The following is a 24563-nucleotide window of genomic DNA, read 5'->3' as shown; positions in this document are numbered from 1 at the left end:
CATTCACAAGAAATTCGGGGATGTGGCCGATATTCGGGAATACAAGACGCCCCCTGAGCACGATCTTGACTTGACGGCCGGTCGAATTGACGTGGCATTCGATGATGCGACCTATTTCGGATCCGCCTTGGCGAAGCCTGACAATGCAGATCTAGCTTTTTCAGGCCCCGAAGTTGGTGGACCCATTTGGGGCGGCGGGCAGGCCTTGGCATTCCGCACAGATGACGCGGACCTCAAAGCTAAATTCGACGGCGCAATTCAAGCGGCATTGGCCGATGGCACCGTCAAGACGCTGGCTCAGAAGTGGTTCAAACGCGACGTGAGCCCGTAACTCGGATCACGCTTCAGCTGCCCTTGCGTGGCCAAATCTACGGAAACTGTAAATGAGCGACCTATTCTTGCTTGGATTTGGCAACGGCGGCTGGGGCGGTTTGCTGCTTCAAGCGGCCATCATGACGCTTGCTGTGACGCTTGCATCGCTGATCATCGGGGCAGTCCTTGGCGCGCTGATCGCCTGGGCCAAGCTCTCGCGATCACTGCCCGCAAGCCTGTTGGGCGAGTGCTACACCGTCGTCTTTCGCGGTGTGCCGGAACTATTGATCATCTATCTCTGCTATTTTGGCGGGTCCTCACTTCTTAGCGGCATATTCCATATGAGCGGCGGTGCAGGCTTTGTCGGGATCCCGCCGTTCGTTGCCGGCGCATTTGGCGTGGGCCTGATCTGTGCTGCGTATCAGGCCGAGGTCTACAGGGGCGCCTACCTCGCCGTCTCGAAGGGTGAAATCGAAGCAGCCGTTGCCATCGGCATGCCGCGCCTGCTGAGGCTACGCAGGATCCTGATACCGCAAGTCATGCGCTTTTCCCTGCCAGGCCTCAACAACGTTTGGCAGATGAGCCTTAAGGATTCGGCACTGGTCTCGGTCACCGGCCTGGCGGAAATCATGAGGACCACCGACGTTGCTGCCCGCACGACGCGTGAATACTTCCTTTTTTATGTAGCGGGGGCGGCGCTGTACCTGATGTTGACAGCAGTATCGAACCAAGTTGTTGAAAAAGCTGAAAGCGCGACAGACAAGGCCTTTACGCCTCGCACGGAAGAGGCGTGAACATGGATCTCGTCTTTCTTGAGCAGGTTATGCAGGCCCTTCTCGAGGTGCTGCCTGTGACTGTCGCCCTTTTCGCGATCTCGGTCACCGCCGGAGGCCTCCTGGCGCTACTGCTGACCTACCTGCGTGTCAGCAACAACGCTGCCGCTCGCGGCTTCGCACGATCCTATATATTCGTATTCCGTGGATCACCGCTTTTGATGCAGATGTTCCTGCTCTATTACGGGCTCGGACAATTTCCGATCGTCCGCCACAGCGTGGTATGGCCCATTCTTAGGGAGCCATTCTACTGCGCTTGTATCTCGTTGGCATTGTGTACGGCGGGTTATACTGCCGAAGTTTTCCGCGGGGGACTGCGCGCGGTGCCCCCCAAGGAGGTCGAAGCGGGCAAGGCCTACGGCATGTCCGGGTTCCTCCTCTTCCGGCGCATAGTCGGACCGATCGCATTTCGTCATTGTCTACCGGCTTACTCAACCGAACTTGTTTCTATGATGAAGTCGACTTCATTGGCCAGTCTGGTGACGGTTTGGGAGGTCACCGGAATTGCAAACAAGATGATCAGCTCGACATACCGCACCTTTGAAATTTTCTTGTGTGCGGCGGCCATATATCTCCTCTTGAACTTCCTCTTGGTCCAAGCGCTCGGGATGCTCGAGCGGCGTCTGTCTCCGCACTTGCGGGCTCGACCCACCGGCGTTGAGACAGTTCAAGCTCTTTGATGGAAAACCAATGACACAGAACAGAAATGCAGCATTGATCGTAAAGGATCTCCGAAAATCTTTCGGTTCGCACGAGGTTCTCAAAGGCATCTCGCTCGAGGCTCATCAAGGTGACGTGATCTCGATCCTCGGATCAAGCGGATCGGGGAAGAGCACGTTTCTGCGCTGCATAAACATGCTTGAGACCCCAAGCACCGGGACGATTACGGTCGGTGGCCATACGATCCTCATGAAGACCAAACGGGATGGAAGTAGCGAGCCGGCTGACCGTCGCCAGGTCGACGCGATCCGCGCGGAACTTGGCATGGTTTTCCAGAGCTTTAATCTCTGGTCCCATATGACAGTTCTTGAAAACATCATCGAGGCGCCTGTTCACGTTCTCCGAAGGCCGCGAAGCGAATGCGTTGCTCAGGCTGAGGAGCTCTTGGAGAAAGTGGGCCTCGCGGAACGGCGCAACTACTACCCAAGCCACTTGTCGGGCGGGCAGCAGCAACGCGCGGCGATTGCCCGTGCCTTGGCCATGAACCCGAAAGTCATGTTGTTTGACGAGCCTACCTCCGCCCTTGATCCTGAATTGGTGGGTGAAGTCCTCAAGGTGATGCGTGGGCTGGCTGAGGAAGGCCGAACCATGCTCGTCGTCACCCATGAGATGGCCTTTGCCCGCAACGTGTCCAATCGCGTGCTGTTCCTCCATAAAGGTGAAGTCGAAGCCGACGGCACCCCGGACGAATTGTTTGGCAATACGCGCTCCGAACGTTTCAAGCAGTTCATCGCCTCAAGCGCCCACTAACATCTGCAAAGGACATCCTCATGAGCGTTCTAGTCCTCGGCTGCGGCAATATGGGCGCAGCCATCGCCTCCGGCGTCGATCAAAACGGGCACGAAGATGTCGTCGCGGTCGATCCTGACGCACAGCGCGCGAAATCGCTTCTGCCGCCAGGCAGCCGGGTGCAGGTGTTCTCAGACCTTGCCCAATTAATGAAGCGGCGCTTTGACCTTATCATCCTCGGCGTCAAACCGAACTACATCGGCGACGCATTGCAGACTTGTCAGGCCAGCCTTGCTGAGGCGCCGATGGTTTCCATTGCCGCTGGCGTCAGCCTGGCAACGATGAGAGAGGTTGCGGGCCAACACGCAAGGCTGATCCGCGTGATGCCCAATCTTCCCGCTTCAGTAGGGGCGGGGATGACCGTGGGATATGCGGATAACCTGGTAGATGGGGAGGTTTTAGAGCGCGTCGAACGCGTCTTTGAAGCCGTTGGGCGCTTCCACTGGGTCTCTGACGAACACGACATCGATAAAGTCACGGCCGTTGCCGGCAGCGGACCTGGATATGTGTTTGCCTTCACGCAACACCTCGAGGCGGCTGCTGTGGAGATCGGCTTGCCGGCCGAACTGGCGGCGGCACTCGCTCGGCAGACCGTCGTGGGCGCTGGTCGGATGCTCGAGCGCGATCAACGCAGCGCGATTGATCTGAAGCGGGCCGTAACCAGTCCCAAAGGAACGACAGAGGCGGGCCTCTCGGTACTTGAAGGGCCAAAAGGGCTCCCTGCGCTGCTCGATCAATGCGTTAGGGCAGCAGAACAGCGCGCGATCGAGCTTCGGTAAATCAGGATGCCTGGCGCGGGTCCGAGAAGATGGCCATAGGCAGATCAGGTTGAAATTGCCCCCATGCCACGGCCTCGCCGGAGCGCTTATGCCCGCGGCGAGGGCTCAAGATTGGCGAGGCCCAGGCGGCACCGCGCTCAACTTGCAACAGCTTACTTCCGCGAGGAGAATGAAAATTGAATACGGCAGTGAAAATTGCGACGTCTGAAGATTAACAATTCTCGTTTCTCGACAGCGTCGAAGCGTATATGGACCGCGCACTCGCGCAGTTGCCGCTTCCAGAGGGACTTGCAGAGCGCATAAAGGCTTGCAATTCCACCTATACGGTTCGCTTCGGCGTTTGGCTAAGGGGGCGAATGTATTCCTTCACGGGCTGGCGCTCCGTCCACAGCGAGCACGTTGAGCCTGCAAAGGGTGGCATCCGCTATGATCTTGCGTCGAACCAAGAAGAGGTGGAGACGTTGGCGGCGCTGATGAGCCTCAAATGCTCGTTGGTGGACGTGCCCTTCGGTGGCTCGAAAGGAGCGCTGAAGATCAATCCCAAGGATTGGGAAGTCCACGAACTCGAGCGCATAACCCGCAGATTTACACAGGAGCTCGCAAAGTGCAGCCTTATTTCGGCAGGGCGAAACGTGCCCGCACCGGATGTTGGTACGGGTGAGCGGGAAATGGCGTGGATGGCGGACGAGCACAAACGGACCGGGCCATCGGACATCGTCAACGCGCCGCATGCGTCACCGGAAAACCGCTGTCTCATGGCGGTATCGAGGGTCGCACCGAAGCCACCGGGCGAAGTGTGCAATATGCCATTCATTGTTATCTGCGAGATCCCTACAGCAATGGCATCGGAGGAAACCGTGACCTCGCGAAGATGACGGTGGCCGTCCAGGGCTTTGGCAATGTGGGGTTCCATGCTGCGAAGTTCCTCAGCGAGAACGACGGGGCCAAGATCGTTTGCATCGTAGAGCGCGACGGCTATCTCCGGAATGATAAGGGACTGGACGTTGCGGCGGTGAAGAGCCACCAGTTGGAAACCGGTAGCATTCTTGGTTTGTCGGCGCCGACAGCCATCCCGACAGCACCCGCGGCCTCGAAGTAGAGTGCGACATCCTCATTCCGGCGGCCATGGAAAACGCAATCACGCCCTCAAACGTTGGCCGTATTCGCGCCAGGTTGATTGCTGAAGCCGCCAATGGCCCCGTCGCGTTCGCCGCCGAAAAGGTGCTGTTGGAGAAGGGTATTGTCGTCCTCCCCGATCTTTTCGTGAACGCGGGGGCGTCATTGTATCCTATTTCGAGTGGGTCAAAAACCTGACGCACATCCCGTTCGGTCTCGTGGAGCGCCGGCGCCGGGAGCGCCAAAATCATCAGATCACACAAGCCCTGGAGACAATGACTGGAAAAGCTTTCCCGGAGGAGATGCGAGACGAATTCCTTGAGGGCGGATCTGAGATCGACTTGGTATGCTCCGGTCTGGATGATGTCATGCGCGGCGCTTACGAGAATATGTCGAGGACACTGCGCGATTTTCCCGACATCAAGGATTTGCGGACGGCCGCCTATCGGATCGCGTTGAACCGCATCGCAGAAGCCTACAAGGCAATTGGTATTTGAGTTTCGCGGTCGGCACGAGAGGTGAGGGAACTGCAATTCCCCCGACGAAGTGAGCGCTGGCCTGAAGCTCGCGCAGGAGACCGGGCGAACGCAAAGTCGCCCGCGCTGCATCTCGTTGCCGACACTGAAGATGCTCTTTGAATTGCGGTGAGCATGACCGAGCGTTGACCCCGAGACCTGGGTGCCACGTTGGCTCCCAGACACCTAATCTGGCGAGCGTTCATGACGACGTTGAAACTATCGCCCATGGAGAGATCGTGCCTTCGCTGGGTATTACTCTGCTGGAGCGTGCCGGAGATCGCCATGCTTGAAGGCAAGGCTGAGGGGGAAATCCAATCATGCCTGGATCGAGCGCTCCAGCGCCTTGGCGCGACCTCGCTCGATGATGCAATCGTCAACATGATGAACTCAGCCAATTAAACGCTCGCTGTCATGACCACGACAGCACCCGACCGATGCAAGGGAGCCTCCAATGATGCAAGTGAGAGATAGAAATCACGATTGCAGGTTTTGAATACGACGATATACCCTCTGTAGCCTCTATTCTGGAGAGCAGTTCATGCATCCGTTTTGGATTTAAGATGAAATATCGGCACTTTCTCTTCGATCTCGACGATACGCTGCTCGATTTCAAGGCGTCGGAGCGGCTGTCTTTTAGCCGGGCCTTGTCGAGCTTGGGCATCGACGGCGAAGGCGAGCCATTGTTTGCCGACTATCAGAGGGAAAACATGCTGCTCTGGTCGGAGTTCGAGAAGGGAACCGTCCGAAAGGAAACTTTGAAGGTCGAGCGGTTCCGGCGGATTTTCGTGCGGCATCGCATAGATGCCGATCCGGAAACCGCCAGCGCACTCTATCTGCAATTCCTGCCTGAAACTGTCGTGCTGGTGGAGGGCGCGGCCGACGTCTGCGCGAAACTAGCAGCGGTAGGCGAGGTCGGCATCATCACAAACGGGATTGAGGCAGTCCAGGCGAAGCGCACCGCAAACTCAGGCCTTGCGCCCTGGCTCAGCTTCGTCGCGACTTCGGAGAAGTGCGGCTTTGCCAAACCGGACATTCGCTTCTTTGAACACGCGGCGAGCAGGTTCCGGACTTTCGACAAGCAAGAAGCAATAATAGTCGGTGACCGACTGGATGCGGACATTCTTGGGGCGAACCAATTCGGCATCGAAAGCTGCTGGTTTAATCCTCTCCGCGCAGAGAACCGGAGTTCGGCGGTACCGACGATTGAGGTCGCACGGCTCGTCGAAATTGTCGATCGACTTGCCGGCGGATAGAGCCGGCCCGCCGCCAAGCGAAGGTTCGAACGATGGAATCTGCCTGAGGCAAACAGAAATGTTCTCCGCGACTGTCCGAGCTTGATTGGGCTACCCGGAAAACGATCGAGCGCCCTGCTCGTTCGGCGCCGGCCGATCGGCAATGTCGAAGACGGCCGCATTGTCCTGGACTTCCCGCAAACCCTTGTAGGAGGCATGACGAAGGTTGCCGTCATGGGTCCAGCCGCGGAACTCGATTTCGGCGATCAGGGCCGGCTGGGCAAAGACGAAGTTCTTGCCTTTGAGAGGCACGACCGGCCTCGCCGTCTTCAGCTTGTCGAGGGTCTTGCGCAGGTACTCGGCATCTCTAGTGTTGAAGCCAGTGCTGACGGAGCCGACATAGGTCCAGTCATATCCGTTCCGTGCCGCAAGGAGCAGGCTGCCGATGCTGCCGCGCGCCGAAGCCGACTGTTCATAGCCGACGACCATGAAGCTCTCGCTTTGGATGCACTTGATCTTCAGCCAATCGCCGGTGCGCCCGGAGCGATAAGGGCGGTCGCGATGCTTGGCGATGATGCCTTCAAGCCCCGCCCGACATGCGTGCTCCAGCAAGACATCGCCGTCCACCGCCATCTCCTGCGACAGGCGAACCGCGCCCTCGCTCGTCGGTGAAATCAGATCTTCCAGCAGATGCCGCCGCACCGAAAGCTCGGTGCCGGTCAAGTCGTGGCCGTCAAGATAGAGAAGGTCGAACGCATAGAGGATTGCCTCGCCTGACGCCTTCTTGCCGCCGCGGCCGCCAAGCGAGCGCTGCAGCGCCCCGAAGTCGGAGCGGCCCTGATCGTCAAGGACGACGGCTTCGCCGTCAATAATAGCGCTGTTCACCCCAAGTGCACGCGCCGCATCGACAATCCCCGGAAAGCGGTGCGTCCAGTCGTGCCCGCCGCGCGTGATGTCCTTCACACCCTTCCGATCGATATGGAGCGCCAGACGGTATCCGTCCCATTTCACCTCGAACAGCCAGTCGGCTCCCTTCGGTGGTGTCGGCTTCAGAAGCGCCAAGCACGGCCCGATGCGCTCGGGCATCGGATCGAAGGGCAGGCTTGGTTGGGCGGGATCGCGCTTTCGACCGGGCGCGACTGAAGGGCCGAGCCGGATTCGTCGAGCAGCGGCATCGAGGCTTTGCGTCCTGTCTTCATCTTGTCGATTGTTTCCCCGAACCTCGTTCGTTCTCGATGGACTTGCGCAACGCATCCATGATGTTGATGACATTGCCCGTCTAAGCTTCAGCCCGGTCCTTCGGCTTGGCCTTCGACGGTTTCTTCAATTGCTTCTTCTTTGTGTTGATGATGTCAAGCAGCGTCTCCTGCACCGGATCGGCGACCATCTTCGGGCTCCGGTGCTGGGTCTGTTTCTTGATCAATTGTTGCACGAGCGACCATCAGCTCCGCTTCGGCTGTTCGTCATCGATTGCCGCAAAATAGTTCTCCTCATCCCGCACTTCGTCACCATAGCGCAGCGTTCAGAGCAAGATACCCTTGCCGCGTGGCTCGAGCATGACGGCGCGCTCCCGCTTGCGAAATTCTTGGTGCTTTCCGCGCCACGTTTTCGAGTTCGTCATCCTCCAGGAGGACATAGTCATTTTCGCCGCGCTGGTACCCTTGGCCCGGCCGCTGGTGCAGTGGCAGCGGCTCGTTTCGATGCGGTGCCAGCGACCACGCCAGCGCTTTCTCGAAGCGCCTGCAGCAGGTCGCTCGGCTGCGAGGGCTTGGGCGCCTTCTTCTTCGGCAGATTGCGGCCTTCGATCTTCACCAGTTCGGCCACCGCTGCCTCATAGCGATCATCGAACTCTTACAAGCGGGTTATCGACGATATCGGCGGCTTGGACCTGTTTCAGGCGCTCTTGGCGACGCTGCGCCAGATCGCTGATCGGCAGGGGACCGACATCGCCACGGTCGCCAGCGCTGCGATGCTCGGCCCGGCCGGTTGTTGCGGCGGTCATCATAGGCGCGCACAACCGCTCGCATCTGGCCTCGAAGATCGCCGTCTCCGACGTCGTCCTGAACTGGACCTCCTCGCCGGAGTGCTGGCGCAAGCGACGGAGCTCAAGGCGATGTCTATGGGCTGGAGCGCGCGCAGGGCAACGACAATCGCATCCGCACTTCATAGTTGGCTTGGTTTGAGGCCCGGTCGCCGATCAAAGTTGAAATAGTTGAATGAGAAACGCCTTACCTTACTGCGTCCGCACCAATTCCAAAGTAAGCTAGCTCGATCGGAAGAGAGCTGCCCCTATACCTCGCTGACCCTACACCGCTCAATTGATCAAGCACGCAGATCTCCTCAAATGCACGCGTGCGGAGCGCCGAGTTGTTCTAGAAGGTCTTTTCAATGCGGGCGAGGGGAGCACACAATGCCCCGCATGGCGGGTTGCGCCATCAAAGCAGCGGCTTATTCTCATGCGCTCGCCATACCCCTCGGCACATTTTAAAGCATCGCAGCGGCCGACATTAAAACAGTCAAAGCCGAGATTCTTTGTTGAACCGGTCCTCGGAAAGTTGGTCTTGTGTATGTTGAGACTTCGCTTTGCCATCGAGCGACCCCGCAACGCCTTATTATCCAGGATCGACGCCGTCTGCTGCGGCCATTTCAACCGCAACAGATTCATCCATTGATTGCGGTCCGTCAAGCATAACTGCCGTAAGTATTAGGCCATTTGAAATCGTGAAGCGGCCGCGGAGCTCCCATGGACAATCTTTTGCCGGCACGCACGTGTGTGGAAGCTGAGCGATGAATGAGCCGTCGTCCGGAATGATGGTGACCAGGGCATCCTCGAAGTCCAGCCATTCACGTGTAAGCGGAAACCAGGCCTTGAAGATGCTCTCCTTAGCGCTGAAGAGCAGCCGTCCCCAATTGACATGCCCGGATGCATTCGCGATCCAATGTCGCTCCTCGTCTCTCGAAATGAGCGACAACACGCCTGAAGGCAGATCCGCATCGACTTCTGCATCGATTCCAAGCGCAATGAAGTCCTTCTTCATGGCCACCGCCGCTGCACAGAATCCGACGCAATGAGTTATGCTGCCAACGATTCCAGACGGCCAAAGCGGTTCCCTGTTAGGCCCGCTTGGGACCGGACAAGACGGAAAGCCAAGTTTGCACAATGCCGCCCTGGCGCATGCCCGCCCGATGGAAAATTCACGCCTTCTGCCTTTGACCGCTGTGGCAATTGCACTCTCTTCTTCGGCCATCACTTGGATTTCGGGGCCGTCATTTGCTCGAGAAGTTTGCACAGCAACATTCGGCGGGAGCAGCTTTTCTAGCATGAGATTTCCTCTCATTCGAGCATGTTCTACTTGTTCGGGAACTCGCCCAAAATCGTGCTCGCGGATTGGCGCATCTCGCCCTCGGCGTATTGCCAGGGGTAAGCATGACCCTCGTTTTCGGATTGGCTGGTCAATCCCAAGCGGATCCGTAATCATTGCCAGTTTGCATCAACTCTCAGCCTTAACCAAGCGATCGCTGGAAACGAGCATTCCTTTGAGATCGCCGAACTGCCTGACTATGACAAACACCGCGAGCAGCCCGGCCCCGAGCTCAGCAGTTGCCTGGCTGATTAATAGTCCTTTGAAGCCCCAAATTGAGGGCAACAGCAGTATGGCTGGCACGAACAGATATCCTTGCCTCGCGAAGGAAACGACCGCACTCAGACGTACTTTCCCGAAAGACTGAAGCATCGTTATCGCCACATACTGAACACCAAAAAGCCCGAAAAAGAGATGGAACATGATGCAGGTCGAGATAGCGATTTCAGTCATGTCCTCGCTACTGCTGAAAAGTCGGACGATTGGCCGAGCAAAAATCACGACCACAGCAGAAAAGGTAACTGAAAATGCAACCGCTATGGAAAGCATGAACTTCGCGGCCCTCTGTACTCGAGCGAAATCCTGTGCTCCCCAGCTGAAACCGAGAACCGCCTGGGAGCCTATGCATAGGCCCATGATCGGGAGGGCCCCGATTGTCAACAATCGTGCAGCTATGCCCACAGCGGCAACGGAATTGTCGCCGAATTGTGCAGCTGCCCTGTTCAAGAGCACGAACGCAAGAGCAGACAAAATACCTGTGATGGTTGCAGGCGCGCCGATGGCGGCGAGCTGTTTTACGCGGCCATCCCCCAAAGTTATGTAGGAGATGCGGACACGGACAACTCCCAATTGTTTCACGAAATATAGAATGTAAAGGCCAGTGGCGGCGAGCTGCGCCAAAAATGTTGCGAGCGCCGCCCCACGAATTCCGAGATGCAGGGAAAAAATCAGAATCGGATCGAGCAGGGCATTCAGCGCAAAAGCCGTAATCATGGTCCACATGCTGAAGCGTGTATTGCCCTCAGCCCTCGCGACAAACCCGCTGACCACATTCAACAACATCAGAGTGTAACCAAATAGGAGCGTTGATGCGTAGTCGAGTGCGGCTGGCATTATTGTCGGACTGCCGCCGAGCAAAGCGAGAACATCGCGCAAACCGAAAAGCAGAGCGCCGGTAAGTGTCACTCCGATCGGGGCCGCTAGAGCGAGCGCCAAGCTCGCCCCGCGATTCGCCTCCAAGGAATTGCCTGCGCCAAGATTGCGCGACACGAACGATGCCGTGCCGATGCCGATCCCCTGCCCGACTGCGGTGAGCAGGACGACCAAGGGCAAAGCTATGCTGACGGCGGCGATAGCCTGCGCGCCGAGCCTTCCAACAAAGATTGCATTCACGAACTGCTGAAGTGCATTGATCGACAAACCGATAATGCAGGGAATGGCAAGCCGCATGATGAGGCTGGAAACCCTGCCGTCCAACAAACTGGTATCCTCCGCCCGCGAAGCCATGCGCTCTGCTTTGCTCTTCATCGATCGCTCCGGCAGGCTCATCTGTAGTTGGCCCGTTGTGCGGGCTCTCCTAATGCATCGACAGTCTGGAGGAGTTCGTCGCGGAAGATTGTGCAGAGATCGCGGGTCGTTTCGAAGCCGACTTGCCGTGGATCATATCTCGTTTCGATTAGTAGTTCGCCCGATTGGTATCCGATGCGAAACCAGAAGAGGTAGTTCATAACTGACTGATCCATATCTTCGCCGAGCCACAATGGATCTGGATCCTTACATAGCAGACGGCGGGGATAATGATGTTGCAGCCTAGCTCGATAGTTTAGCCCGATGCGGGGTAACGGCAGACGATCGATCCGATCGCGCAAAGCGGGGTTCTGGTTCAAGAACTTCAGAGCACGGAAACCTATGCCTTGGCGCGGCAGTGAGCTGCGTTGCCGATATATGGAGCGGGCGCGGTCCAGGCGAGACTCCATTCCGCTAAGGAATAACGGAAGCGGCACCAGTTCACCGACGTAACCAATGATTTGAGACGGGTCGATATCCTCGAATAGATGTCCCCTCGTCGAGGTGAGGCTGTCAATCCAGAGGGAATAATTTCCAAAAGCGCGGCCAAATGCCCCCGAAATAGCCGCCAGCACGAGATCAAAATCCTCGCAATGTGCAGACCTCGCCGCAACCTTGAGAAGTTTCCCCGTTGTCTCCTCATCGATCCTTAGATGATATGTCGCCTGGTCTTTCCAGAGTGGCGTGCAGAAGTCTTCATCGATATGCTTCTCCGAGGCTGCATGATGGAGGCGTTTGGCCGTTTCGGCTGAAAAGCGCGCCGCACACGATCCGGCGTCGCTCACACCCATGTCAAATCGCTCATATCGAATGCCTTCCCAGTGCTCGAGCTCCGTTTCGGCTTCGCCATTCGCGTATTTGTCCAAACGCTTCAGCCATTGGGTCAGGGTCGTGTTCTCTGTAACCGCTCCGGTTTGGCCGGCAGCAAACGACTTGTAAGCTGCGTCCAGTGCATTCAGGAACAGTCTGTATCCGACTCCGTCTGCTACGAAATGATGCAGCAGAACGAGCAAATAGTAATCGCCGCTTTCCGACGTCCGGAAAGTTGAGACCCTGATAAGGGGTGTGCGACCGTCAAATCGAAACGAGCGCTGACGCTCCGCACAGGAGCGCTCAATGACCGCGCGTTGTTCCGATGTGTCTACACCGACAAGGTCTATTTCCTCGACGAGGGCTCGGGGTATCGATCCGATCGCCTGAGAGAGGCCGTTCTCTGTTTGCACGATTCGGAGCCTCAGTCCTTCCTCGCGGCCGATGATATGCGCAAGCGCATGTTCAAGAGTGGAGACATTCAAGAGGCCGGCGGGCATGAAGAAGAGATCGCCGATGTTGTAGTGATCGCCAATTCCGACACGACTGTTCCAATGTGAGACTGCAGGGGTCATTGGCAGCGGTTCATCGGAAACGGGCTCGGCATAAGTCGTGGCCGGGGACTGGTGCGTTGCGAGTTCGCGGATTGTTGGTGTCCGGTGCAGTTGGCTGACGGTCAAGTTCAGTCCCGCTTTACGCGCCAGTGTAACGCACCGCACGCTGAGGAGCGAATTTCCGCCGATATCAAAGAAGCTATCATCAATGCCGACAGATTTGGCGCCCAACAGCTCGTGCCAGATATCGGCAAGGAGTCGCTGCCTCTCCGTTCGCGGCTTAGCGGATTTGGTCCTTCGCATCTTGCGGGACGAGACGGAAGAGAGACGAGACCGATCTATCTTCCCGCTCGCGGTGAGCGGCATACGATGCACGATCCGAACATCCGACGGGATCATGTAGGAGGGCAGTGTCTGCCGCAGGTGGTTCACGATGGCTCCAGAGGTCAGGCCGTCGAAAGCTGGGACCACAAGGGCAACCAGTCGCCGATCATCGTCCTCGCCCTGGACAAATGCGGCTGCCTGCGCAACACCGGAATGAGCGACGAGCGCGGCTTCAAGTTCCTCCAGCTCAATTCGGAAGCCCCGAAGCTGAATTTGGTTATCTGCTCGACCGCAAATCTCCAGGAGGCCTTTGGCGGAGACGCGGGCGATATCTCCGCTGCGATAAAGGATGCTGTATTGACTTTCGTCGTACGGATTTGAAACGAAACGGTGTTTTGTTCGCTCTGGATCTTTCCAATACCCGGTGCTCACGCAGCGTCCGGCAACGCAGAGTTCACCTGCGACTCCGACGGGAACCTGCTTCAAGTGTGCGTCAAGAACATAGACTTTTACATTGTCGATCGGGCGCCCGACCGGTACAGCTGAAGAGCCGTCGTCGGCGTCTGATGTTCGGTACACGGCTGCATTAGACGCGCACTCGGTCGTGCCGTAAAAATTCCACAGCGGCACATCTGGAAAGCACTCTCGCCAGCGAATCGGAAGCGATGGCGGCATCAGTTCGGCGCTGCTTGTGACTAGGCGCAAGTTGGTTGTTTCCGGATGTCGCTTTTGAGAAGCGATTAAACCGGACAAAATGGACGGAGCGGCAAACAACCTCGTGACGCGATGCTGTGCCAATGCCCTCAACAAGAGGTCGGGGTCGAGCACCTGCTCCTGCGTCAGGATCAGCGTGGGCACTCCCTTCAGCAGCCCCCCAAAATACTCCCATAGCGCGGCAATGAGTGTCGCTGACTTCTGTGCCACCATCACGTCGAAACCGTCGAAAGGGAAGCATCGCCACATCCAGTTCAGCCGGTTGAGTATCGCAGATTCGGGTACGAGAACGCCCTTCGCCTTCCCGGTCGAGGATGAAGTGTAAATTAAGCTCGCTGCGTCATGATTGGGCAACTCGACAGTTCGGTGCCAGACCCGGCCAGGGCCGGATCCAGCTTGGAGGACAGCCAGATCAACGCACGGCACGCCGAAATCGACCTCCGCGTCCGTGCCCGCATGAATAAGGAGCCTCGCGCCGCTATGTCTTACGATGTGGCCGACCCGTTCCCTTGGGTAATCAGGCGAGATCGGCACGATCGTTGCCTGCAAATTCCTGATTGCCAAGGTTGTTGCCGCTACATCCGGCGACCGGTCGACCAGCATGGCAACGATGTCACCCGCTCCCACCCCGCAAGTTCGCAGAAGCGACTGGATTGTCGCCATTCGGTGGTGCAGTTGGCCAAACGTGATTGCTCCAAACTCGCCGAAGTACGCCACCCGATCGCTGTTTAAAGCGCTTACCTGATTGAACGCCTCCACAAGTGAAGGCTCGCTCTCGAATGACTGCTCGTCTCCCTTGAGCGAGTTTAGGACCGCTATTTCCGACGGACCGGGGCGGCTCAGGGCGACAATCGACTCGGCAGACCTCTCGACACAGGAAGCAATGAGATGGCGAAGATTATCGGCCATGCGAGCAATCACATCGCTTGAGAAAGTGTCTTGCGCATAAGCCAGTTGCATTGCAATTTCATCACCTTCGTCTTGTGCATAAAGGGTAAGGTCGAACTTGACGTAACCCGTGTCATATTCGCGAAATGTCAGTTCCAGATCGCGCTTGCCCGATGGCTCCGGAGGCTCGGAGTACATGTTGAACATGACTTGGAAGATCGGCGATCGACCATGTTCGCGCAGAAACCGGGTATCTCTGACCATCCAGCTGAATGGATAGTCCGCGTTCGCGATGGCATCGCTTATGAGGTCCTGCACATGAGCTACGTGAGCCGCAAAAGATTGATTAATGTCGATCTTCGTTCGAATTGGCAGCATGTTGAGGAAAAAGCCCACGATTTCCTCGGTGCCTGGTTGGCTACGCACGACGTGCGGCATGCCAACGACAACGTCGTCTTGGCCGCTATACATGCGCAACAGCAGCTTGAAGCATGCCAATAGGACGGCCGAAGTCGTGCACCTTTGCCGGCGCGCAAAGCCTCGCACGTGGTCAGACAGCTCACCGCCAAGAAGAACGGCATGCGAGTTCCCGCGGTTGGAGCCCACTTGCCGCACTCGATCGTTCCCGAGCGAAAGTACGGGAGGATCGTCTCCTATTTGCCGACGCCAATAGCGGCGTTGGTTCTTCAGCGACTCCGGCGTAACATTAGCACTTTCCCACAGCGCATAGGTCGACAGTGATGGGCTATCCGTCGGAGAGAAGGCGGCGGCTTCTGAGTATCTCGTTTGCAAATCTCTGAGCAGGACCGAAATTGACCATGCATCTATGGTGATTTCGTGCGCAGTTATCAGCATGAGGTGATCGTTCGCGCCAAGGCGGATCATCCGCGCTCGAAACAAATGGCCCTGACTGAGATCAAAAGGGTTGTTGAGCTCCGTCCGTCGCAGTTCCGACACAAGTTCCTCGGCCTGCTGTTCACTTAGGTGGGTGGCGTCTATCAACTCCAGATCGGCGCTCGGCGGATCATCAAAAATCTGGACCGGCCACTCTTCGTCGATGAAACGTGCGCGAAGCGCGTCATGCGCCTGAACAACGTCTCTCCAGGCTTTATTGAACACGATCAGATCGATGGCACCTCGGATACGCACACCGCCCTGAATCATGTAGTTTTTCGCGGTCGGATCGAGCTGCCAGAGAAACCAAAGGTGTTCTTGCACTCGCGTCAGGGGTGATCGTTTGAGCTTCCCGCAAGCTGGTAGCACCGTCTGCATCGTGCCGGATTGGCGCGATATCGATGCCGCAAGCGACCTGACGGTTCCATTCAGGACGATCCTGAAGTCCACCTTTGTCCCAAGCTGCCTCTGAATCTGAGCCAATATAAGCATCGCTCGGAGCGAGTCGCCTCCGAGATCCATAAATTGGTCGCTGACGCCGATATCCTTGATCCGAAGAACGCTGGACCAAATACGCCGTAGGGTGCTTTCGAGTTCCGTCTTTGGTTCCTCGAAGGGATTCGGCAGCTCCGGCCGAATGGTCGTCGGATCAGGCAAGGACGCGAGATCCACTTTCCCGTTTCGGGTAACAGGAATCCGGTCGATGCGAATGATGCGTTCCGGCAGCATGCAGGCAGGAAGCGCTTCGGCAACAAAGCTCCTGAGCTCACGCTCCGAAAGTTCGGCAGAAGCAGACACATAGGCCACGATTCGTCTTGGTTCCGTTTGTCGGTCACTGTTGTTTATATCCCGAGCCGTGAGCTTCAAGCTCTCTGGGACCGGCGCAATAGCGGCGGCCGCATTTACCAAAGGATGGGCGCAGAGCCGAGACTCGATCTCTCCAAGTTCGATCCGGTGCCCGCGGATCTTGATCTGACGATCTCGTCGACCAAGGCACTCCAACAGGCCGTCTGTCCTGATGCGTCCGAGATCGCCGGTCTTGTAGAGCTGCCGATATGATGGGTGCTTCGAGAAGGGATTTGCCGAAAAGGCTTCCTTGGTCCGCCCCTTATCGTTGACGTAACCATCAGCGACACCGGCTCCACTAACACAAATTTCCCCAACTTCTCCCGTCTTGCACAGACGCAACCCGTTGGCGATATAAACCTTAAGGTTGGCAATCGGCTTACCGATGGGGACATAGGTCTCGGCTGTGCCCGGCGGGAGAGATATCAAATGATGCGTAACTCCATCCGCACATTCGGTCGGGCCGTAGTGATTGAGAATTGGTATTTGAGGAAAGAGTGTCAGCCAACCGCGCGCCAATGCGGGCGTCAGCGGCTCGCCGACCGTGGACACCATGCGTAAGACGCCAAGAAGCCGCTCGTCGGCTGAGAGGGTCTGCAGATATTCGACGAATACCGCGAGCACCGATGGGACGAATTGGACAATCGTTGCGCGATGTGCCTGCAGTGCCTCAAGAAGGGCCATCGGAGATCTCACCGTCGCATCATCTATGATCGCGACGCGACTGCCGACACATAACCCTGCCAAAAGCTGCCACAGTGAGATGTCAAAGCCGTGTGAAGCAGTTTGCGCAACACAGTCCTTATCGCTGAGCTCGAGTGCAATTATCTTGGCCGTTAAATGATTGTTTAAGCCTGCGCGCTTGACCATTACTCCCTTGGGTTTACCCGTCGAGCCGGACGTAAAAAGAATGTAGGCGAGACGGCTTTCAACCGAAGTTGGCATCGCAGCGGAGGCACGGCCGCCAAGTAGCGCCGTCTGAACCGTTAAGAATTCTCGGCTGCAGTTGCCGTTTTCCTGAAACAAATCAAGCGCGTCATGTCTTTCCGGTCCGATGATCAGGGAGCATTCACTCTGCTCGATCATGAAAGAAATGCGCGAAGCCGGCAAGGATGGATCGAGCGGTAAATACGTTGAGCCGCTTTTTAGAATTGCGACGACTGCGGCTGCCCAATGGAGGTTTCGTTCACCGCAATAGCCAATGACCTTGCCCAGGGCGCCGCGCTCCCGCAACGTGCTCGCAATTCGATCCGACTGCACGCGCAGGTCACCATATGTCAGTTCTTCCGCGCCGTGCTTAATCGCTATCCTGTCCGGGAACGACACCGCAATTTCATCTATAGCTGCGACTAAATCGACGAGCTGACTTCCGACAAATTCGGACTTCGCAGTCCGGCCTTCGTTGAGCATAAGTTTCCTCGTAGGTCGCGGCAGTGAGTTGCTCACCGCTGGCAATTCCTGTCCTGTCAAGATCGAGAAAACTTCAAAAGTCATGCCAGTTATGGCTAGGGCGCCCAGGCAAAATTCATCGTAGTGTTTCAATGGTTTAACGAAGTGAGATAGGATTGCATCTGACAGGGGCGTGTCGCGAAATTGACGAACCCGACAATGAAGGCGGCGCACTTATGTTTTCTTGGAGGAGCGCAGGGCCATCAACGAACGACGGCGGGTGTAGGTTGTGGCACCGGTGTGGCGATAGGCGTCACGCTCACAATCTGCATTTCCATTTGCATTCAAAAACGGCAGAGACCAACCGCAGGCTCTGCCGTGTCGTTTGTTACTGGTGGCAGAAATAGGTGCTTGAGCCGGGGAGTTGACGAGACCAACGACCGAGCATTTGCCGCTCGCTTTTTTCACTTGTTCATGAGGCTGGCAATTGCGTCCTCAAAGGACGAGTTGGATAGATGCGCACATCGCGGTAATAGAAGGCTCAATTTTGCCGCGTCGTTCCGGCACGGATGGCAAGCTTGCAATATCTAAAAACCACATTTCCGACAGATGCGAAGAATACAGCGGCTCTGCGCCGCAGTCGAGGGCGGCTTGAATGATGCCCTACCAACGCGAGGCTGTTTCGCGTCGGAAAAATATCGAGAAACACAGATGTCACCGGACCTTTCACAATGTTATCCACCGAAAGACTCGCTTTTCACTTGATTGTTGCAGGCTTTTGCGGCGCACTTTTTTCCTTCCCTACGATAGCCATGGCGGGCGACCGGCGAGTGGTCACGGAGCCGGTACTTCCAAAGGTAATCTGCACGGAACTGGCTCCCATTCCCGACCTCCCCAACGGACCGCAGGATGGTGGAGACCAGAAGCGTATCCAGGCCGCCCTCTCGGCCTGCCCAGCCGGCGCTGCCGTACGTCTCGAAGCCGATGCGAACAAAGACCGCTTCGTCTCCGGGCCACTCACCATTCCCGCCGGCGTTGCACTCTGGATCGACAAGGGCGCGACGCTCGCCGCCACCACCGATCCGAGGGCTTATGACCGCGGCAAGGGTAGGTGCGGCACGATTGGGCCAAAGGGAAATGGCTGCGCTCCCTTCATTGCCATGGAGAATGCTAGTCACGCCAGTCTTGTCGGTGATGGCGAGATCGACGGACAGGGCGACAAGCTCATCGAGGGAAAAAGAGAGACATGGTGGCAGCTCGCCAGGCGTGCCCAGGCGGAGAACGGCAGCCAGAATGCCCCGCGCCTGATCCAGGTGAACGGTGGCGAGGACGTGACCTTCTATCGCCTGGCGTTGCGTAATGCCGCCAATTTCCACCTTTTTCTCAATGGTGTCAGAGGCGCGACGATCTGGGGCATTCGCATCAATACGCCAGCATCGGCGCGGAATACTGATGGCATCGACCCCGCGTCCTCCACCGACGTGACGATAGCCGAAAGCTATATAAGCACTGGCGACGACAATATCGCCATCAAGGGTGGCAGCGCCGGGCCGACCGCCCATGTCACCATTGTGGGTAATCATCTCTATGCCGGCCACGGCATGTCGATTGGCAGCGAGACCCAGTCCGGGGTCAGTGACGTACTGATCACCGACATGACGCTCGATGGCACTACGAACGGCTTACGAATAAAGAGCGACCGCAGCCGTGGTGGCCTCGTCCGGAACATCGATTTCGAGAATGTTTGTCTGCGGAACACTCGTGCTCCACTGGTCCTCGACACGACCTATGACGCCACGGCCACCGGCATGCTCCTGCCCGTTTACAGCAGCATCACGCTGCGCAACATTCAGGGGACCGGCGGCCCGCTTGTAGTACGCGGTGTCGATGCCTTGCATTCCGTTGGCCTTCTCCTTGACAATGTCAACTTCGGCGATGCCTCGCACTGGCAGGTGACCAACGCAGCCCCGCTGGTCGCCAAGGGCGGCGTGACGCCTGCTGTGCCCGGTATCGCCGCCGCGGCCGCCAGCGGCATTGATTGCTCTGGACGATGGGTTCCTTTCCCGTCGACGCAAGTCCAGCCACTCCAACCGCTCCAGCAGCCTATAGAACGAGCGCCGCCGGCCGAAACCATCAGACGCGCCAGCACCCTCACCGTCGGCCCCGCGGCCACCTTTCCCACCATCCAACTGGCGGTGGACGCCGCCCGTCCGGGGGACACGATACGTATTCTGCCAGGGACCTATCGCGAGGTCGTTCACCTGCGTCAGCCGGATCTGCTCCTCGAAGGAACTGGTTCCTCACCAGCCGATGTTGTCGTCATCTACAACCATGTGGCCTCGGCCAGTGGTGGCACCCACAATACCGCAACCGTCTTTGCAGAAGGCGACGGCGACCGCCTCCGCAACATGACCATCGTCAACAGCTATCATCAGGAACATCCGGATCGAACCAGCGACATCCAGGCGGTTGCCCTCTACGCTTCTGGAGACCTGCAGACTTTCCAGGATCTGCATCTCGTTAGTTATCAAGATACTCTCTATGCGGGCAGCCGCGGCTGCGACGCTAGCGGCAAGTGCGCGCCTGCTCGGCAGTTGTACGACAATGTCGAGATTGACGGTGCGGTCGACGTCATCTTCGGCGACGCAAAGGCTTATTTCGACCACGCCCATCTGCATGGATTAGCAAGGCCTGCAGTGACCTTAACAGCCCAGCGACGCGCTCGCCTTGATCAAGATAGTAGTTTCGTCTTCAGCAATTGCGATGTGACAACCGATCCTTCAGTGCGTATCGTGAGCCTCGGCCGGCCCTGGGGCGCCTATGCGACCGTCGCCTTCATAGGTTGCCACATTGATGCCCCAGTCCTCCCGCACCGTTTCACCGAGTGGCCCGGGACAAAGCGCCTAACGACGACGGCAATTTTCTCCGAGGATGGTAGTGCTGTGAGTGGTGCGGGCCTTTCCGAACACGAACCGAACGAGCGTTTGCTGTGCCCGCAGGAAGCAGCACGGCTTTCAACCGCGATCGGTTATTTCGGCAGCCCGGCCATCCCAACCACGGTAAACTGCCGTTGAATGGTCTTATACGTGCGTCAGTCTGCATACCAAAAACGAAAGCCTCGGTCGCGGACAGTCTCGATGTTTCTTCAGCGCGCCTCTTACTTTCCCGAGCGTCTCTCGCCAGGGATATCCCACTATTCAGGCAGCTGTCGCAGTCAAGGTCGATTCTTCTGAACAGTCATCGAAGGCCTCTGCCGCCGCCTGCGTTGTTGGCCCCCTGGTTGTTATCTCTCCGCCTGCAGGCAGACGAGCATTGCTCCTGCTGAGCCGCCATGGAGTTTGCCAAATACCGTCTACTCTGCCAGTTCCGGATTGTAATTGGCCATGTTGGGCAAAATATTCGTCTGCGGAATATTACTGACAACGCCCTTAGAAGCAAAGGGGACACGGGGCCGGCCGACCCCAACCATCTGGTGCCGGAGGCGGCTTGCTGTCTCGGCATCTCCATCAACACCGATCCGTGGTGATCTGCATCGCCGATTTCCGCTGCATTGTCATTGTCGAGGAAAAACGCTGCTTCTTCATTCGTCCGTCCTTTAAACAGGCCGCACTCTAATCCACTCTACGCCGGTGCTGAAATAGCTCAACGGTCGCTTCTCGTGAGGGCGGAGCGCTTCTGCCGGCGATCGATACGATCGAGGGGATTGGCCTCGCCGGTCGCGCGATAGCCCGCCAACGGGCAGAGAGAACTCTGATTGAAGGTGAGCGCGACGAACAGCCCACCTTTTCTTTTGTGAATGAGGCCTCGAGATAAGCTCTATCATTGATAGGAGTGGACCGGGATGGTTGGAGATCGCGCTGATGCCATGCTTGAAGTCATGGATGAAGGCATGCATGAAGCCAGGCATGAGGGAAAGTATCGGCGGATCGAGGTGATCACCGGTCGGCGGCAGCGGCGGAATTGGACTGACGAGGAGAAGGCGCGGATTCTCGCGGAGAGCGCAGAACCTGAAGTGAACATTTCGGCTGTTGCGAGGCGCTGGGGCGTCAATCGCGGCTTGCTGAATGTGTGGCGACGGGAAGCCGGACTAACCTCTCAACGGTCGGCAAAGACTAGTTTGCCGCCTGCCGTGTTCGTGCCGGTGACAGTGGTTGGGGATGGCGCACGACACGAAGGCTCGCCATCGAATGCCCCAGAGGTTCTCGCTGGCCGAATTGAGATCGAGATTGCGGGCGCACGCATGACGGTCATCGGCTCGGTAGCGCCTGAACTGGCGCAGGCGATGGTAGCGGCGTTGCGAGGGCGCCGGTGATCGGAGTTTCGCCAAATGGCGTGAAGATCATGGTTGCGACGCAACCCGTCGACTTCCGGCGCGGCATGAATGGCCTGGTAGCTTTGGTGGCGTCAGCCCTTGCGGCCGATCCCTATTGTGGCGACGTGTTCGTGTTCCGCGCCAAGCGTCTTGATCGGCTTCGCTGCATTTATTGGGACGGATCAGGCATGATCCTAGCGACGAAGTGGTTGGAGGCGGGCAAGTTCGTTTGGCCTCCGATCCGCGATGGCGCTATGCAGATGAGTGCCCAGGAGTTCTCGCTTTTGCTGGCCGGCATTGACTGGACGCGCGTCAAACGAAACGCGGTGAGGAGGCCCTCAAAAGCAGGCTGATCCTATTGGTTTTGCTTGAAGATTCAGACCCGTGTGGTAGGGTCTGTCATGCCGCTTCGACCCGATCCCTTGCCCCAGGATGCTGCGCAATTGACCCGGATCATTCTCTCGCTCGACGAAGAGAATGCCGATCTCAAGGCGCGCGTTGCCTTCCTTGAGCGCCAGCTCTTCGGGACGAAATCGGAGAAGATGACGACGATCGATCCAACGCAGGCAATGCTCGATCTTGGCGATCTAGGCGACATTCCCGTTGCTGCCAATGACGATGTCGCGCCGGTCGATGAAGACAAAACGCAGGCACGGCGATCGCCAGCCCGCAATATCGGCCGTTTGCCGAAACACCTTCCGCGTTATGACGAGCTCATCGAGCCAGCGAGCAAGACTTGCCCCTGCTGTTCGTTCGAACTTCATTGCATCGGCACTGATGTCAGCGAGGCGCTCGACATCGTGCCTGCAGTAGTCCGGGTGAAACGGACGATCCGGCCACGCTATGCATGCCGGGCTTGCGAGAGTGGCATCGTGCAAGCACCCGCACCAGCACGCATCATGGACGGCGGCATGGTGACCACGGCGTTTGCAGCCCATGTCGCCGTTTCGAAGTTTGCCTGGCATTTGCCGCTGCATCGCCAGGCGCAGATGCTGGCCTCCTGCGGCGTCATCATTGATCGCGGTACGCTCGGGGCATGGGTCACGCGGGTCGCCTGGTGGCTCGAACTTCTCTACGATGCACTCACCGCCTTCATCCGCTCGCAGCCGAGGGTGTTCTGTGACGAGACGCCACTTCCGCGCCTCGATCCGGGGCGCAAACGAACCAAGGTCTGCCAGTTATGGGCACAAGCGGTTGACGATCGGCCATGGAACGGTCCGGCGCCGCCGGCGGTGGCCTACATTTTTGCCGAAAGCCGCAGCGCTCGCGAGATCGAGGGGCAACTGTCGTCGTTCGCCGGCGTGCTTCAGGTTGATGGATATCAAGCCTATAAAACCATGGTCAAACGACGCGGCAAGAGCAACGTTGCCCCCATGCGGCTGGCCTTCTGCCTCGCTCATGCACGGCGAAAGTTCGTTGACGTCGTCAAACTGACCGGCTCTTCGGAGGCCTTGTCGATCCTTGCCAGGATTGCCGAAATCTATCGCATCGAAGCAAAACTACGAGGGGAAGATGAAGATACCCGGCTTAGCGGCAGGCGTCGTGAGGCAGCTCCCATCATGAGAGAACTGAAGGTCCATCTCACCGAACTGAGCGACGAGGTGTCGTCGAAATCGGCACTTGGCAAGGCAGTCACTTACATGCTCAACCACTGGAGCGGATTGACAGCCTTTCTAGAGGATGGCCGGATCGAGGTGGACTCCAATGTCGTCGAGCGTTCCATGAAATCCGTGGCTTTGACGAGAAAGAACTCATTATTCGTGGGCAACGAGCGGGGTGGAAAGACCTTCGCTGTCCTGGCATCGCTCGTGAACACGGCAAAGCTTAACGGCGTGGACCCCGACGTCTGGCTTGCCGATGTGCTGGAGCGCATCATCTCCGGCAAAGTGAAAGCCAACGAGATGGAGAGCCTTTTGCCTTGGGCCTGGAAGGCGGAACGCGAAGCGATGACACAGCAGGAGCGACAAGCGGCATGACACAGAACAGCCAGGAGATGACGCCGCGACCGAAGCTCGATGACGACGCATTCGAAGCCTTTATCAGGAGACGTCGTCCGCCATCGCCTATCTGGTCAATGAGCAGACTCGATGGTTATCTTACGGCCCTCATCATCGGCCCCAGGTTCATCGACCCACGGCAATGGATCCCGGAACTGACCGGCCCGGATGCCCTAAACCTGCCGATGGAAACAACCGAACATCGGGCCGTGCAGACGATCGTTGCAGAGTATAATCGGATATCTGCAAGCCTTTCCGAGAGACCGAAAGACCACCGGCCAAGGTTCACCCAGATCGATGATCAGACCCTTGATCCATTTGATTGGGACATCTGCTTTCTCATTGGAACACGACACGCGCCAAGGCTTTGGCAGCCTGTCCTTCGAGGTCATGCCGTCACTGGGGATATCATTGCGCCGATCCGCAAGCTCGGCGAGGTAAAACGGAAAGCGACCCACCAGGATGCTGCTGCCGTCGCCGAAGCACTCGTCAATATCCGAACCTATTTTATGCCGAAGCGGGCAAAGCAGAAGTTCTGACCGAGAGCCAGAAAGCCAGAAACCTATTTAGTCAAATCACGAAAGCCGTGGGCCATTCGTTGCGCTCAC

General features: G+C 57.5%; 17 protein-coding genes and 4 pseudogenes. 13 read left to right on the top strand and 8 right to left on the bottom strand.

The window, feature by feature from the left end:
- From AS026_RS12010 to AS026_RS11975, 8 genes and pseudogenes are all read left to right on the top strand, one after another.
- Positions 1 to 331, top strand: a 331-nt coding sequence (locus tag AS026_RS12010) for a type 2 periplasmic-binding domain-containing protein (protein WP_131815310.1), incomplete at its 5' end; no start/stop codon positions are given.
- 52 nt (positions 332 to 383) lie between these two features.
- The gene (locus tag AS026_RS12005; RefSeq protein ID WP_028748625.1) at positions 384 to 1106 is read left to right on the top strand and encodes an ABC transporter permease; all 723 of its coding nucleotides are present in this window, start codon (positions 384 to 386) and stop codon (positions 1104 to 1106) included.
- 2 nt (positions 1107 to 1108) lie between these two features.
- Positions 1109 to 1825: an ABC transporter permease gene (locus tag AS026_RS12000; RefSeq protein WP_028748624.1), complete on the top strand. Its 717-nt coding sequence runs from the start codon at positions 1109 to 1111 to the stop codon at positions 1823 to 1825.
- Between the two features lie 10 nt (positions 1826 to 1835).
- A complete protein-coding gene (locus AS026_RS11995; protein WP_028748623.1) occupies positions 1836 to 2615 on the top strand; it encodes an ABC transporter ATP-binding protein in 780 nt (259 codons plus the stop codon).
- A gap of 20 nt (positions 2616 to 2635) precedes the next feature.
- Positions 2636 to 3433 carry a pyrroline-5-carboxylate reductase gene (proC, locus tag AS026_RS11990; RefSeq protein ID WP_007539292.1) on the top strand — a complete coding sequence of 266 codons (798 nt, stop codon included), beginning with the start codon at positions 2636 to 2638 and terminating at the stop codon, positions 3431 to 3433.
- A gap of 248 nt (positions 3434 to 3681) precedes the next feature.
- Positions 3682 to 5046 (top strand): annotated as a pseudogene (locus AS026_RS11985) (Glu/Leu/Phe/Val family dehydrogenase).
- A gap of 222 nt (positions 5047 to 5268) precedes the next feature.
- Positions 5269 to 5466 carry a helix-turn-helix domain-containing protein gene (locus tag AS026_RS11980; protein WP_062369709.1) on the top strand — a complete coding sequence of 66 codons (198 nt, stop codon included), beginning with the start codon at positions 5269 to 5271 and terminating at the stop codon, positions 5464 to 5466.
- Positions 5467 to 5627: 161 nt separating this feature from the next.
- The gene (locus tag AS026_RS11975; RefSeq protein WP_007539290.1) at positions 5628 to 6320 is read left to right on the top strand and encodes a YjjG family noncanonical pyrimidine nucleotidase; all 693 of its coding nucleotides are present in this window, start codon (positions 5628 to 5630) and stop codon (positions 6318 to 6320) included.
- A 90-nt stretch (positions 6321 to 6410) separates the two neighbouring features.
- Here the strand turns inward: AS026_RS11975 and ligD are convergent, their stop codons facing one another.
- The 8 genes and pseudogenes from ligD to AS026_RS11940 all read right to left on the bottom strand — a co-directional run bounded on the left by ligD (position 6411) and on the right by AS026_RS11940 (position 17799).
- A complete protein-coding gene (gene ligD, locus AS026_RS11970; RefSeq protein ID WP_245307441.1) occupies positions 6411 to 7361 on the bottom strand; it encodes a non-homologous end-joining DNA ligase in 951 nt (316 codons plus the stop codon).
- 133 nt (positions 7362 to 7494) lie between these two features.
- Positions 7495 to 7963: pseudogene (locus tag AS026_RS11965) on the bottom strand (non-homologous end joining protein Ku); the annotation flags it as partial.
- Positions 7938 to 8147 (bottom strand): annotated as a pseudogene (locus AS026_RS11960) (non-homologous end joining protein Ku); the annotation flags it as partial. The pseudogenes AS026_RS11965 and AS026_RS11960, both read right to left, overlap by 26 nt.
- Complete coding sequence (locus AS026_RS44500; protein WP_028749514.1) at positions 8140 to 8394, bottom strand: hypothetical protein; 255 nt, start codon at positions 8392 to 8394, stop codon at positions 8140 to 8142. The pseudogene AS026_RS11960 and the gene AS026_RS44500, both read right to left, overlap by 8 nt.
- Positions 8395 to 8536: 142 nt before the next feature.
- Positions 8537 to 8650 (bottom strand): annotated as a pseudogene (locus tag AS026_RS43270) (LLM class flavin-dependent oxidoreductase); the annotation flags it as partial.
- A 261-nt stretch (positions 8651 to 8911) separates the two neighbouring features.
- Positions 8912 to 9622 (bottom strand): 4'-phosphopantetheinyl transferase family protein, encoded by a 711-nt coding sequence (locus tag AS026_RS11950; protein ID WP_100248150.1) that lies wholly within the window; start codon positions 9620 to 9622, stop codon positions 8912 to 8914.
- Positions 9623 to 9790: 168 nt separating this feature from the next.
- Positions 9791 to 11188, bottom strand: coding sequence for an MATE family efflux transporter (locus AS026_RS11945; RefSeq protein ID WP_167354896.1), 1398 nt, complete (start codon positions 11186 to 11188; stop codon positions 9791 to 9793).
- A 17-nt stretch (positions 11189 to 11205) separates the two neighbouring features.
- Positions 11206 to 17799: a non-ribosomal peptide synthetase gene (locus AS026_RS11940; protein ID WP_245307438.1), complete on the bottom strand. Its 6594-nt coding sequence runs from the start codon at positions 17797 to 17799 to the stop codon at positions 11206 to 11208.
- A 677-nt stretch (positions 17800 to 18476) separates the two neighbouring features.
- On the opposite strand from AS026_RS11940, the gene AS026_RS11935 reads away from it, so the two are divergent.
- From AS026_RS11935 to AS026_RS11910, 5 genes are all read left to right on the top strand, one after another.
- Entirely contained in the window at positions 18477 to 20720 is a 2244-nt protein-coding gene (locus AS026_RS11935; RefSeq protein WP_235777206.1) for a pectinesterase family protein, read from the top strand.
- A gap of 767 nt (positions 20721 to 21487) precedes the next feature.
- Positions 21488 to 21958: an IS66-like element accessory protein TnpA gene (gene tnpA, locus AS026_RS11925; RefSeq protein ID WP_062368489.1), complete on the top strand. Its 471-nt coding sequence runs from the start codon at positions 21488 to 21490 to the stop codon at positions 21956 to 21958.
- Positions 21955 to 22311 (top strand): IS66 family insertion sequence element accessory protein TnpB, encoded by a 357-nt coding sequence (tnpB, locus tag AS026_RS11920; protein WP_028749713.1) that lies wholly within the window; start codon positions 21955 to 21957, stop codon positions 22309 to 22311. The genes tnpA and tnpB overlap by 4 nt, the downstream gene beginning before the upstream one ends.
- Before the next feature lie 48 nt (positions 22312 to 22359).
- Complete coding sequence (tnpC, locus tag AS026_RS11915) at positions 22360 to 23934, top strand: IS66 family transposase (protein WP_028749712.1); 1575 nt, start codon at positions 22360 to 22362, stop codon at positions 23932 to 23934.
- The gene (locus AS026_RS11910) at positions 23931 to 24494 is read left to right on the top strand and encodes a UPF0149 family protein (protein ID WP_062368490.1); all 564 of its coding nucleotides are present in this window, start codon (positions 23931 to 23933) and stop codon (positions 24492 to 24494) included. The genes tnpC and AS026_RS11910 overlap by 4 nt, the downstream gene beginning before the upstream one ends.
- The last annotated feature ends 69 nt before the right edge of the window (positions 24495 to 24563 follow it).

Source organism: Rhizobium altiplani (assembly GCF_001542405.1).
Lineage (GTDB): Bacteria > Pseudomonadota > Alphaproteobacteria > Rhizobiales > Rhizobiaceae > Rhizobium > Rhizobium altiplani.
This window is presented reverse-complemented; position numbering and strand designations above follow the sequence as displayed.